10 protein-coding genes are annotated in these 13,493 nt (G+C 33.3%); 7 read left to right on the forward strand and 3 right to left on the reverse strand.

Annotated elements, in window-relative coordinates:
* Positions 1–2 precede the first annotated feature (2 nt).
* Together HRU50_RS05940 and hemH are read right to left on the reverse strand one after the other, a co-directional pair.
* Complete coding sequence (locus HRU50_RS05940; RefSeq protein WP_296349186.1) at positions 3–1,358, reverse strand: MATE family efflux transporter; 1,356 nt, start codon at positions 1,356–1,358, stop codon at positions 3–5.
* Positions 1,358–2,395 (reverse strand): ferrochelatase, encoded by a 1,038-nt coding sequence (gene hemH / locus HRU50_RS05945; RefSeq protein WP_296349189.1) that lies wholly within the window; start codon positions 2,393–2,395, stop codon positions 1,358–1,360. The genes HRU50_RS05940 and hemH overlap by 1 nt, the downstream gene beginning before the upstream one ends.
* 213 nt (positions 2,396–2,608) lie before the next feature.
* Here hemH and HRU50_RS05950 point away from each other — a divergent pair, with 213 nt between their 5' ends.
* The gene (locus HRU50_RS05950) at positions 2,609–6,133 is read left to right on the forward strand and encodes a TraB/GumN family protein (protein ID WP_296349191.1); all 3,525 of its coding nucleotides are present in this window, start codon (positions 2,609–2,611) and stop codon (positions 6,131–6,133) included.
* A 3-nt stretch (positions 6,134–6,136) separates the two neighbouring features.
* Here HRU50_RS05950 and HRU50_RS05955 read toward each other — a convergent pair whose 3' ends face one another.
* On the reverse strand, positions 6,137–7,036 hold the full coding sequence (locus HRU50_RS05955; RefSeq protein ID WP_296349192.1) for an AraC family transcriptional regulator: 900 nt from the start codon (positions 7,034–7,036) through the stop codon (positions 6,137–6,139).
* Positions 7,037–7,237: 201 nt separating this feature from the next.
* Here HRU50_RS05955 and hemA point away from each other — a divergent pair, with 201 nt between their 5' ends.
* The 6 genes from hemA (at position 7,238) to hemF (ending at position 13,451) form a co-directional block, all read left to right on the forward strand.
* Complete coding sequence (gene hemA / locus HRU50_RS05960) at positions 7,238–8,488, forward strand: glutamyl-tRNA reductase (protein ID WP_296349194.1); 1,251 nt, start codon at positions 7,238–7,240, stop codon at positions 8,486–8,488.
* Positions 8,481–10,058, forward strand: coding sequence for a hydroxymethylbilane synthase (gene hemC, locus HRU50_RS05965; protein WP_296349196.1), 1,578 nt, complete (start codon positions 8,481–8,483; stop codon positions 10,056–10,058). Before hemA ends, hemC begins: the two co-directional genes overlap by 8 nt.
* Positions 10,059–10,128: 70 nt before the next feature.
* On the forward strand, positions 10,129–11,154 hold the full coding sequence (hemE, locus tag HRU50_RS05970) for a uroporphyrinogen decarboxylase (RefSeq protein ID WP_296349198.1): 1,026 nt from the start codon (positions 10,129–10,131) through the stop codon (positions 11,152–11,154).
* 70 nt (positions 11,155–11,224) lie between these two features.
* Positions 11,225–12,007 (forward strand): EI24 domain-containing protein, encoded by a 783-nt coding sequence (locus HRU50_RS05975; RefSeq protein WP_296349200.1) that lies wholly within the window; start codon positions 11,225–11,227, stop codon positions 12,005–12,007.
* Positions 12,007–12,543, forward strand: coding sequence for a GNAT family protein (locus HRU50_RS05980; protein ID WP_296349202.1), 537 nt, complete (start codon positions 12,007–12,009; stop codon positions 12,541–12,543). The genes HRU50_RS05975 and HRU50_RS05980 overlap by 1 nt, the downstream gene beginning before the upstream one ends.
* 5 nt (positions 12,544–12,548) lie before the next feature.
* Positions 12,549–13,451, forward strand: a complete 903-nt coding sequence (gene hemF, locus HRU50_RS05985; RefSeq protein WP_296349204.1) for an oxygen-dependent coproporphyrinogen oxidase — start codon at positions 12,549–12,551, stop codon at positions 13,449–13,451.
* Positions 13,452–13,493 lie beyond the last annotated feature (42 nt).

Genomic DNA, 13,493 nt, shown 5'->3' on the forward strand with positions numbered 1-13,493 from the left:
AATTAGTCTATTTCTTTTGGCAACAAATTTAACTTTACCTCACGGTGCAAAAAGTAAACGGTTACAAGCGTAGCTATAACATCTGAAATTGGAAAAGACATCCAAACACCAAGCTCACCATAAAACTTAGGCAAAATAAATATTAGCGGTATGAAAAATATGCCTTGTCTTAATAAGGTGAGAAGCAACGCTGGCTTTGCCTTTCCGATAGCCTGAAAATACGCAGCTCCAATTAATTGAATACCAATAATTGGGGTCACAGCAAATACCCAGCGCATTGCTGGCGGTGTTTTTTCTAACACCTCAGTATCTGTAGTAAAAAGACTTGTAATTGCCTCTGGTAATAACATTAATAATGCAAATACAATACATGCTAATGCAATACCGTATTTAATAGCAGTCATTATGGTTTCTCTTACACGCTTATATTTTTCTGCACCATAATTAAACCCAGCAATTGGTAAAAATCCTTGTGTTATACCATATACTGGGAATAAAGCAAACATGATCATTCTACCTACAATTGCATAGGCAGTAACTGAAGTTTCTCCACCAAAATCAAATAAAATATTATTCATTAAAAGGTAAGTAACACTTACAACTGCCTGTCTTGCCAAGGTTACTAAACCTAAACTCGAGATCTCCTTAACAATCGGTAATTTTAACTTGTAGAAACAATCGGTAATTTTAAGTTCCGAGTTCTTAGAAAGAAAAAACCAAAATATAAAAGCCAGACAAAGGATATAAGAACCTGTGGTTGCCCAAGCTGCTCCATACATACCATATCCTAATATTTTGATAAATATATAGTCTAGCAATAAATTCCCAACAGAAGGAATCATCATAGCATACATAGCAAATTTCGGTTTTCCTTCTGCACGAATAACCGTATTTCCCATCATGCATAATGCCAAGAATGGAATACCATAAAGTACAATTACATAGTAAATCTTAGCAGGTTCGAAAATAGCACCTTTCCCACCAAAAGCCGGAATAATGCTATCCACAAATAACAATCCGGGAATGACTAGCGACACAGTTAATAATAACGTTAGTGTAATTTGATTGCCAAACGTGGTTAATGCCTTTTCTCTATTATTAGCACCTAAGGCTCTAGAAATAATTGAAGAACCACCAATACCAATTGCCATACCTAATGCTGCGATAAAAAAGGAAACTGGTAGTACTACATTTATGGCGGCTATGGCATTAGGACCAATCCAATTGCCAACAAATATCGTATCCACTAAGATGTTTAAGGACATTACCAATATACCTATCGATGCAGGCACTGCTTGTTTAATCAACAGTTTACCTATTGGTTGTGTTCCTAAATCTTGTGAAACTACTTTAGACATTAAACTGCTTCAGTTTTAGCAGTTGTCCATTCATCAATCATATTAACTACTACTTGAGCGAAGTCTTCTCTATCATTAAGGCATGGAATTACTGTAAATTCTTTTCCACCTACTTCATGAAAAATTTCTTCACCTTCCATTGCAATTTCTTCAAGGGTTTCCAAACAATCACTCACAAAAGCTGGCGTTACGATTGCCATTTTTTTGGTGCCTTCTTTACCCATTCTTTCTATTGTTCTGTCCGTGTATGGCTTTAACCATGGATCGAAACCAAGTCTCGATTGAAACGTTGTAGAATACGTTCCGTTTTTTAGTTTTAATTTTTTAGCAACTTTAACCGTAGTCAGTTCGCATTGATGGCGGTAACAGAATTCATGTTGCTTACTTCCCATTTTAAAACAACACTTTCCGTCCATTCTACAATTACCATTAGTAATATCGCTTTTTCTAATGTGCCTTTCCGGAACACCATGATAACTAAATAAGATATGTTCGTAATCTAAACCTTCTAATTTTTCTTGGATACTTCTAGACAATACTTCGATGTAGTCTTCACGATTATAAAATGCTGGTGTACGTGTTATTGTTACCTGAGGGAAAAACTCAGCTACCAACTCATCAACTTTAACATCAATAGTTTCAGTAGTTGCCATTGCAAACTGTGGATAAAGTGGTATTGTTTTAATTTCTGTACAACCTTTGTCTACCAATTCTTGTAAGCCTTTTTTTAAGGACATACTACCATAACGCATGGCAAGTGCCACAGGATAATCTACCTTTTCTTGTATTTTCACCTGTAGTCGTTCAGATAAGACAATTAATGGTGATCCTTCTTCCCACCATATTTTTTTATAAGCCTTTGCAGATGCTTTTGGTCTTGTATTTAAAATGATTCCTTTTACCAGAAGTGTACGAGCCCAAAGTGGCACATCTATAACACGCTCATCCATTAAGAATTCACCCAAATACTTCTTAACATCTTTTGGGTTTGGACTATCTGGTGATCCTAAATTAACTAGTAATATTCCTTTTGACATAACATTTTATAACTAAAACAAAAATACAACTCTAATCGCAATACCTAAAAGCATGAAGTATTAGTTTTATTTATAATAGTATCACAATAATAATTCTAGGATTATTATGTTATAATCTATATTTCAATAGACATGTTTTTAACGAGTTTTAACGTTTAAACATGACATTTTGAATGATTTGAATATATTTACGAGTAGATTATCTATTAGAAAATGAAAAACATCTTTTTAGCCCTAATATTTGCAGTCTCTGCAACCTCATTAGCTCAACAGAAATATCAAAGTTTACTTTGGGAAATAACCGGCAATGGTCTTGAAAAACCATCTTATTTATATGGTACAATGCATGTAAGTAAAAAAGTCGCTTTTAGATTAGATGACGTCTTTTATGAATCTTTAAATAAAAGTGATTGTATTGCTTTAGAGTCTGACCCAATATCCTGGCCAGCATTCAACTATGAAATGATGCTAAATGAAATGGCCTATTACAAAAATTATAGAGCGGATATTTACACTAATCTCTTTAAACTAACTCATCCTGAAGAAATGGCTGTGAGAGCTTCTGTTAGAATGGATAATGGTGCTGTTAATGCTTATTTATATAGAAAGAATAACGCAACAGATAATTTTGAAGAGGAGACTTACCTTGATATGTTTATTTATCAAGCCGGCAAAAAAAATAATAAAGAAATTTACGGTTTAGAGGATTTAGCAGAATCGCGTTATCTAACAACAAAGGCAGCGTACAACATCAACAAAAAAGAAAAAGAACCTTGGTTACAAAAGTTATATTCTAAGGAGAATCCATATTTACTACAAGAGAATCTGTATAGAGATAGAAATCTAGATTTACTTGACTCAATCGGCGCTAGTGAAAACACTGAGTTTTACAGAGAGAACATGCTTTACATTCGAAACGAAAATATGGTGATTTCGTTAATTGAATTAATGCCTAAAAAATCTGTATTTGCTGGGGTTGGTGCTGCGCACTTACCAGGAGAAAAAGGTATGATAAATATGCTGAGAGAAAGAGGTTATACAGTTAAAGCACTGACCTCCGAACAGACTGATTACGGAAAAACTGAAAAAACGAAACTCGATAGCTTATTTGTAGATCCAATTCTGAAAAAACACAAAACTAATGATGGCTTTTTGACTCTAAACACTTATGACGAACTTAGGGAGTTTTCTTATGGCGGTCAGAAATATTATTTAGATCCAGACATGACTAATGGTGCTTATTTAACAGTAAACAGAATTAGTAGGTTTAAATATTTGCCCAATGAAAAAGACAATATCACATTACAAGATATTGACAATTTATTGTATGAGGATATTCCTGGAGATATCATTAAGAAAGAATCAATGACAAATCCTTATCCTGGAATAAGTATTGTAAATAAAACCAAAAAGGGAGAATTTCAGAAATATCATATTTACCAAACTCCACTAGAAATCATCATTATTAAATATGCAGGAAGAAGTGACTTTGTGTTAAACCACGCTGACAAGGTTTTTGAATCAATTACCTTAAAGACACCTACATCATCTCATGGACGTTTTATTGCACCAAACAAAAAGTTTGAGGTTAATTTCCCTGATTATAGGATAGCAAGTAACATGAATAATAATGGTAGTAAGTTATTGGAAGGATACGACAATGATGGCTATTATTTTGTGCAAGAAGCTCCGCTTCAAGATATATCTTATATAGAGGAAGATAGTTTTGAGGCAAAATATTTACATCATGCCTTTTACAAAGCATATAAGTTAAATGAAGCAAAAGGTGGATTTAAAGCAGGAACATACAGGACTTATGAGTCTCAAGCAACTTTAGACTCAACATCTAATAAATACTTATTTTTAAAAACGGTTGTTAAAGATGGTAGCTACTATTTATTAGGATACGTTGGTAATAATTCTGAAGATAAATCGACGTTTTTTAAATCGTTTAAATTCCATGAAACCAACTATGACGGTTTCAAAAAAGTTGTTGATACAACTCTACATTTTACAGTAAACACCATTGCAAAACCACCTTTACCTAATCCCTATTCTTATGGTGGTTATGGTAATGACGAGGACAAAGATTATGACGAAAAAATAAAATCAACCACTTATGCAACTAAGGCGAATGAACAGATAAAAATAACGCGAAAGAAATTTCATGACTTACAGATGTATCACAATATAGATAGCCTATGGAAGGGTCAAGAACGAAAAATTAATTTCTCAAATAGATACTATACGCCAGAAGAAACCTTTATCATCTCTAATCGTTCTAAATCCAAAAAAGATGATATTTACTATTATAACTTTACGTATTCTGACACCGGTAGTGTAAAACAAGTTTTGGTAAAAAACATACTTAAAGAAGGTGTTCTCTTTGAACTAAAAACACTTATTGATTCATTAGATGGACCATCTAAATTTGTGAAAGAGTTCTATGACTCGTTTACACCAAATGACACGTTATTAGGAAAATCAGTTCTTAATGATAAGACAGAGGAATTCTTTAAAGCTCTAAAAGCTAATGACAGCATTATTTTTGAAGATTATGAACGTGTTAAATTCAAAAAGGAAAATAGTAAAGATATTATTGCCATTTTAAAAGACTTTGAATTTAAGAAAGAGCGCTTAGATATTAAATCGCACCTTGTAGAACAACTTATTGAAATAGATCTTAAAAATAATCTGGATTTCATTAAGAAACTGTATTACGATAGCTATTCGGACCCAGATACTCAAAAATCAATTTTAAGAGGTTTATTTCAGTCAAAGAAAAAAGAGAATTACAGTATTGCCTTAGATTTGATGGAACGTGATTTGCCTTTAGGATCAGTAAATAATCTTTTTTCTAGTTATTACAAGAAAGATTCTTTACAGCTGAAAGCAGCACTATTCCCAAGATTATTAGAATACAGTTCTATAAACGAATACAAAAACTCAGTCTATAGCCTATTGTCTCGTTTAAAAGATAGCGGTTATGTAAAATCAAAAGTGTACAACAAGCACAAAAAGCAATTCATAAATGATGGTAAAGTTGAGGTTAAAAGAAAGTTAGGTAACAATAATCGTTATAACTACAATTCTTATTACAGCAATCTATCAGTATATATCAAACTGATTTTTCCTTACAGATCGGATAAAACAGCAAAGGATTTCTTTGAAAAATTACTGAATGTAGACGACACTCGTGCACTAGTTAACTACTATGTGTTATTAGCAAAAAACAATGAAGAAATTCCAGATGAACTTAAGGAAAAAATCCTCGAAGAAGAGAAAAATCAGTTCATGCTTTTAGAAGCATTAGCCGAAGCGAAATTATCTAAAAAGATAAAATCCTTGCAGATTGACCAACAACAATTCGCAAAATCTAAAATTCTATCTAAATCTAATTTTGAAAAGGAAAAGGACTCGATAAACTTTTTATTAAAACGCGATTTTGTAACCGATAAAGGCAAGAATGCTGTAATGTATTTCTTTAAGATTGAAAAGGAAAACGAATATTCTGGCAAAAAAGAATATTTACATTACATTTCCTTTATTAAGCCAAAAAAAGAAGGACAGCTTGTTGTTAAGGACTATAACATGTCTAGAAATTATGGCACAGAGATTGACAAAACTAGAGAGCTCGAAGAACAGTTAGAAGAAATTATTAACCTAGCCATTTACAAAGACCGAAAGCGCGTCTCTCCTAGTGGTAGAAATAATTATGATGATTATTATGGGTACTAGATTTTAACTCGCTGCGGTAATATATTTTTTAGGCGTTGTACCGAATTTCTTTTTAAAAGCTGATATAAAATGGCTAGCAGTGCTATAACCCACTTTTAATCCGACTTCATTTACGTTATGTTCGCCAGATTCTAAAAGTTTACGGGCTACTTCCATTTTATAATCAAATAGGAATCCATAAACTGTGTCGCCATATATTTGTTTGAAACCTTCTTTCAACTTCTTAAGGCTTAAATCTACCATTTGAGATAACTCCTTTAAAGTTGGTGGCTCAGCCATATTAGCTGTAATGATATCTTTTGCTTTTTTAAGTTTTGCTACATTAACCTCATCTACTAAAAATGGACATTGCTCAATGTCGGCATCTTCATTTCTATTAAAGTATAAACTCAAAAGTTCATATACTTTACCTTTAAAATACAATGGTTTAATTGAATTGTTAAGATTAAAACTAATCATTTGGTTAAGGACTACTGACATATACGGATTAATTTTTCCATCAGTATAATATTTCTTATCCTTATTATCTTCAGAAAGAAAAGTCACATAATTTGCATCTTGAGAAAACAAGCCATGAAACTTCTCTATAGATATAACAACAGATACTAACCAAGAGTGCGGTTGCAATTCTAAATGGATAGGTAAATCGCGTTGTGGATTATATAAAAGTAAAGATGTGTCTTCTTTTATATCTAATGTATAAGTGCCTTGATTAAAAACAAATACAGCCGATCCTTTTGTACAGAAATGAAATTGTATAAAGCTACTATCAATATCACGTTCTAAAATGGCAACGACATCATTATCATTTTTAGAAGTTAATACGAAAAAGCCATCCTCTAACAAGATTTCATCAAAAGTACCTTCAGCGACACTTTTTGAAGTCAATTTTTCTAGATTCATTTTGTTGTTATTTAGATTGGTTCTAAACAAATGGGTCAAAAACCCCTGAATTCACTATAAAAATATGACAAATATCATATTTTTATAAAAAATAACTCTAAAAAACCAGAAACGATACTTTAAGTTCTTCTAGCGTTATTTTTTTATCTGAGACAAAATTAAATTTGCCCTGTTAATTTCCAAGTCAGGTAAAACGAGCGAATGCAACATCATAAGAGTACACATTTTTACGCTATAGGTCTCAGCTATAAAAAAGCCGACGCCGAAGTGCGTGGTCATTTTAGTTTAAGTAACGAAGGTAAAAACAACGTTATGGTTCAAGCTAAAGCAAATGGCATTGAAAGTCTTATACTTATTTCTACCTGCAACAGAACTGAACTTTACGGTTTTGCAGAACATCCTTATCAGCTTATTCATTTGCTTTGTGAAAACACAAAAGGTACTGTTGAAGAATTTCAAGATGTAGCTTATGTCTACAAAAACAAAGAAGCTATTAACCATATGTTCAGAGTTGGTTCTGGACTTGACAGTCAAATTCTAGGTGATTTTGAAATTATTAGTCAATTAAAATCAGCAGCAAGAGTTTCAAAAATTGAAGGTTTACTCAACTCATTTACTGAGCGTTTAGTAAATTCTGTAATACAAGCTAGTAAACGAATTAAAAACGAAACAGAATTATCTTCTGGTGCGACATCGGTATCATTTGCTTCTGTGCAGTACATCATGAATTCTGTTGAGAATATTTCAGAAAAAAATATTTTACTTTTTGGTACCGGCAAAATTGGCAGAAATACTTGCGAAAATTTGGTGAAGCACACTAAGAACTCACACATTTCATTAATCAATAGAACCAAAGCAAAAGCAGAAGAAGTTGCTGGTAAGTTTAATGTACTCGTGAAAGACTTTGAAAATCTTGAAGACGAAATTAACAACTCTGATATCGTTATTGTTGCCACAGGTGCGCTTAATCCAACGGTATACAAATCTTTAATTACAACTAAAAAACCATTATTGGTTTTAGACTTATCTATTCCAAAGAATGTAAACGAAGATATTAAAGCATTACCAAATGTATCACTGATGCATATGGATGATTTAGCTAAAATCACTGATAACACACTAGAGAAACGTAAAGCATTTATACCTGACGCCGAACGAATTATCAGTGAAGTTATGGCAGAATTTAATGCTTGGTTAGATACTCTAAAATTTGTACCTACAATTCAAGCGATAAAGCATAAACTTACAGATATTAAAAATTCTGAACTCAATACACATCGCAAAAAAATAGCTGACTTTAACGAAGACCAAGCCGAATTGATTACAAATACGTTGATTCAAAAAATCACAAATCAATTTGCACATCACCTTAGAGAAGATAGTGACTCTTCGGACGAAAGTATTGAGCTTATCAAAAAAATATTCCAGTTAGAAACCACTGAAAATGTCTAAAGTAATTCGTATTGGCACACGCGATAGTCAACTCGCAATGTGGCAAGCAGAAACTGTCCAGGCGCAATTAGAGCGCTTAGGCCACAAAACTGTATTGGTACCTGTAAAATCCACAGGAGATTTAGTCTTAGATAAACCTTTGTATGAACTTGGCATTACTGGGATTTTTACAAAAACTTTAGACATCGCAATGCTTAATGAAGATATTGATATTGCGGTGCATTCTCTTAAAGATGTGCCTACAGTATTACCAAAAGGCATCGTACAAGCGGCAGTTTTAAAACGTGGCAATGTTAATGACGCATTGGTTTTTAAAAACAATGAAGAATTCCTCTCTGCAAAGGATGCTATTATAGCAACCGGTAGTTTAAGACGCAGAGCGCAATGGCTTAATCGCTATCCAACCCATACAGTTGTTGGCTTAAGAGGTAATGTAAATTCTAGACTTCAAAAATTAGAAGACAACGATTGGAATGCTGCAATATTTGCAGCTGCAGGCATCGGCAGACTTAATATAAGACCAGAAAATGCTATTAATTTGCATTGGATGATACCTGCGCCAGCACAAGGTGCTATTATGATTACGGCTCTAGAAAAGGATACCGAAATTTTAGAAATCTGTGCCGAAATTAATCATAAAGACACAGAGATTTCAACATCTATAGAACGTAAGTTCTTAAATAGACTAGAAGGTGGCTGTACAGCGCCAATTGGTGCTTTGGCATTTATTAAAAACGAAGAAGTTAATTTTAAAGGCATTCTTCTAAGTAAAGATGGCACAAAAAAGATTGAAGTTTCAAAAGTTGTCCCTTTAGGCAAGCATCACGATTTAGGTGAATTCTGTGCGGATTACATTATTAGCAAAGGCGGAAAAACACTTATTGACCAGCTACACAGAAGCGATAAAACAACCAATATCTATTCGACAAAAAAGTTGACGGATGACCAATTACAGTTGTTTCATAACGATGTAGTCGCAGAAAGTAATGATGCTATAAAAATCAGTCTGAATCGCATACCTAAAAGTGTTGTTAGAAATGAAATTGAAAACGTCATCATTACAAGTAAAAATGGTGTTGAAGCACTTTTAAACAACTTTTCAGCCACAGAATTACAATTCAAAAATATCTATTGTGTTGGACGACGCACCAAACGATTGATTGAAAACAGAATAGGAAAAGTAAAACATACTGAAGCTAATGCAGCTAAGCTTGTACAACATTTGATTGAATATTTAGAAGGTACAGAAGTTACATATTTTTGTAGCGATTTAAGATTAGATACTTTACCAAAAGTTTTAAGTGAAAACAATATTGTTGTGAATGAGGTTGAAGCCTATCAAACACGATATAACGCCGATAAAATTGAAGGTGATTTAAAAGGTGTAATGTTCTATAGCCCATCAACCGTAGAGAGTTTCTTAAAGCAAAATAAACCAAACGGCATTGCATTCTGTATAGGTGAAACTACTGCAAATGTTGCTAAGAATTATTTTGAAGAGGTTCGCATTGCAAAAGTACCAACTGTAGAAAGTGTTATTGAATTGGTCAACATGCGCTTCGCGCAATAGCTTAATCAGTAAAATTAAAAACAGCTAAAGGCTATACCAAAAAGCCAATAGCTAAAAGCCAACAGCTATAATGATAAAAAACGATTTATACTTAAGAGCATTAAAAGGAGAAACGGTTGAACGTCCACCAGTTTGGATGATGAGACAAGCCGGAAGATATCTGCCAGAGTTTATGGAGATAAAAGCTAAATATGATTTCTTTACACGTTGTCGTACACCAGAATTAGCGAGCGAAATCACAGTACAACCAATCCGTAGATATGGTATGGATGCTGCTATTTTATTCTCAGACATTTTGGTGATTCCTCAAGCTATGAATATTGAGGTAGAAATGAAGCCTAATTTCGGTCCGTATTTACCAAATCCTGTACGCTCGCAAAAAGATGTAGATAATGTTATCATTCCTGATGTTAATGTAGAGTTAGATTATGTTATGCAGGCCATCAAAGCAACTAAAGAATTGCTAAATGACGACATTCCGTTAATTGGTTTTGCTGGTTCACCTTGGACGATTCTTTGCTATTGTGTTCAAGGTCAAGGCAGTAAAAACTTTGATAAGGCTAAAGAATTTTGTTTTACAAATCCTGTTGCTGCTCATAATTTACTTCAAAAAATTACGGATACTACCATTGCGTATTTAAAAGCAAAAGTGGAAGCTGGCTGTAATGCAGTTCAAATTTTTGATTCTTGGGGTGGCATGTTGTCACCAGTAGATTATCAAGAATTTTCATGGCAATACATCAATCAAATTATTGAAGCTTTAAAAGATGACGCGCCAGTTATAGCATTTGGAAAAGGTTGTTGGTTTGCACTAGGGGAAATGGCGAAATCTAATGCCTCTGCACTAGGTATTGATTGGACATGCTCTGCTCGTAATGCACGTTATTTAACTGGCGGAAACATTACACTACAAGGTAATTTTGACCCGACACGATTATTTTCACCACCAGCTGAAATTAAAAAGATGGTTCACCAAATGATCAATGAATTTGGAAAAGACAAATACATTGTAAATTTAGGTCATGGAATATTACCTAATATTCCACTTGACAATGCAAAAGCATTTATTGATGCTGTTAAGGAATACGGTTCATAAGTTTTTATGACCAAAAGGTAACAGTTTGTCAGTTTATACGTCTAGATTTATATAGAAACATGTAATTACTATGGTCAGAGATATATTTAGAGGACTTCAAGTGTATAGTGGAGCCTATGGTTTAATTTCAAAATTAAAACTATGGAAGTACTTCGTGATTCCTATGATTATTAGCTTAGTTGTTTTTGTTTTCATATTTGTCTCTGCTTACGGACTTTCTGATAACCTAGGCGAATGGATTGGTGGAATTTGGCCATGGGATTTTGGTAAAGAAACCTTTACAGCTATATCTACATTTATAAGTGGCATAGTTATATTTGCATTAGGCCTTATAATGTACAAACACATCATAATGGCTTTGTCTACACCATTTATGAGTCCGGTTTCAGAAAAAATCGAAGCTTATTTTACAGGTAAGCCCGCCAAAAACTATATTAACACCTCATTCTCAAAGCAATTAGCTCGTGGTATTAGAATTAGTATTAGAAACCTATCTAAAGAATTGCTTTACACACTACCTATTCTATTATTAAAATTCATACCTATAATAAATATATTTTCAACAGCCTTACTGTTTTTAGTTCAAGCATATTATGCTGGTTTTAGTAATATGGATTATACACTTGAACGTCACTTTAAGTATCGTGAAAGTATCTCTTTTATTAGAAAAAATAGAGGTTTAGCAATAGGCAATGGTATTGGTTTCTTACTTTTACTTTTTATACCTGTCATTGGTGTTATCTTAGTACTTCCCTTATCAGTGACCTCAGCATCTGTAATTGCAGTTGATTTATTATTTGACGATGATGACGAAATAGGTTTTGAGCCTTTTGATAAAATAGAACTTAGTTAATGATTGCACAATTTGAAGGCTTTGAAATTAATCCAGTTCATAATGGAGATGCTTGGAAAATCTGTGATTTGTGTGTGGCAAATATTGACCGATTTAAACGTTATTTTCCAAAAACCTTAGAACAGAATCTCAACCCTACTTTATCTCAATTGTTTGTAGACAATAAAGTTAAAGCCTATGAAAACAAAGACGTCTTTCTTTACACATTAAAACACTCTGAAAGTCGCAAACTAGCAGGGCTTATCTATATAAAAGAACTCGACTGGGGCAAAAAACAAGGTGAGTTTGCCTACTGTTTGGGTTACACATTTAGTGGTAAAAAGTTAATGGCAAAAGCTATTAAAACACTATCAAAATATGCCTTTGAAAGCCTCGGACTAGAAGTGCTTCAAATTATTGTACATAAAGACAATATTTCTAGCGTTAATGTTGCAAAAATCAATAATTTTGAATGGCAAAGGACATTAAAAAAAGGCTACACACCACCAAACGAATCACCTCTAGACATGGAGTTATACGAACTTTATAAATCATAATTATTTTGAAAGATAAATTTTTCGATTATATACATCAACTTCAAGATGCTATCACTTCAAAGTTAGAAACGATTGATGGCAAAGCAACCTTTAAAGAAGACCTTTGGAAACGTCCCGAAGGTGGCGGTGGAAGAACTCGTGTTATTGAAAATGGACACGTTTTTGAAAAAGGAGGTGTAAATATCTCAGGTGTTCATGGTGCATTACCAGAAAGCATGCAAGCTTATTTTGGTGTTAAAGATGCCGATTTCTTTGCATGTGGCTTGAGCCTTGTATTACATCCAAAAAGTCCAATGGTACCAACGGTTCATGCAAATTGGCGCTATTTTGAAATGTATGACAAAGACGGAAATATCGTTGACCAATGGTTTGGTGGCGGACAAGATTTAACACCATACTATCTGTTTGAAGAAGATGCGACACATTTTCACGAGGTTTGTAAAACGGCTTGTGATAATCATAATCCAGAATTTTACTCAAAATATAAAGCTAGATGTGATGAGTATTTTTATAACTCGCACCGAAATGAAGCGCGCGGTATTGGCGGATTATTCTTTGATTACTGCAAAAAAACAGAAGACATGAGCATGGAAAACTGGTATGACTTTGTTACCGAAATTGGTGACAGTTTCTTAAATGCTTATGTACCTATTGTTGAAAAAAGAAAAGAGATACCATACACAGAAGCACAACGAAATTGGCAAGAAATTCGTCGTGGTCGTTATGTAGAATTTAATCTAGTACACGATAAAGGCACTTTATTTGGTTTAAAAACCAATGGTAGAATAGAAAGTATTTTAATGAGTTTACCACCACATGTACAATGGGTTTATGATCATCATCCTGAGAAAGGAAGTGCAGAGGAAAAGCTCGTTGAAGTATTAAGTAATCCTATTGATTGGGTTTAAGATTTGGATAAACAACTTATAACTTTGTACTTTTAACTTTTA

The sequence above is a fragment of the Winogradskyella sp. genome (assembly GCF_013213835.1).
In the GTDB taxonomy this organism is placed as follows: Bacteria; Bacteroidota; Bacteroidia; order Flavobacteriales; family Flavobacteriaceae; genus Winogradskyella.

Excerpts from the sequence above, each read along its gene's own strand:
- hemH (WP_296349189.1), bottom strand. The coding sequence starts at position 2,395 with ATGTCAAAAGGAATATTACTAGTTAATTTAGGATCACCAGATAGTCCA.
- HRU50_RS05940 (WP_296349186.1), bottom strand. The coding sequence starts at position 1,358 with ATGTCTAAAGTAGTTTCACAAGATTTAGGAACACAACCAATAGGTAAA.
- HRU50_RS05975 (WP_296349200.1), top strand. The coding sequence starts at position 11,225 with ATGGTCAGAGATATATTTAGAGGACTTCAAGTGTATAGTGGAGCCTAT.
- HRU50_RS05950 (WP_296349191.1), top strand. The coding sequence starts at position 2,609 with ATGAAAAACATCTTTTTAGCCCTAATATTTGCAGTCTCTGCAACCTCA.
- hemC (WP_296349196.1), top strand. The coding sequence starts at position 8,481 with ATGTCTAAAGTAATTCGTATTGGCACACGCGATAGTCAACTCGCAATG.
- hemA (WP_296349194.1), top strand. The coding sequence starts at position 7,238 with ATGCAACATCATAAGAGTACACATTTTTACGCTATAGGTCTCAGCTAT.
- hemE (WP_296349198.1), top strand. The coding sequence starts at position 10,129 with ATGATAAAAAACGATTTATACTTAAGAGCATTAAAAGGAGAAACGGTT.
- HRU50_RS05955 (WP_296349192.1), bottom strand. The coding sequence starts at position 7,036 with ATGAATCTAGAAAAATTGACTTCAAAAAGTGTCGCTGAAGGTACTTTT.
- HRU50_RS05980 (WP_296349202.1), top strand. The coding sequence starts at position 12,007 with ATGATTGCACAATTTGAAGGCTTTGAAATTAATCCAGTTCATAATGGA.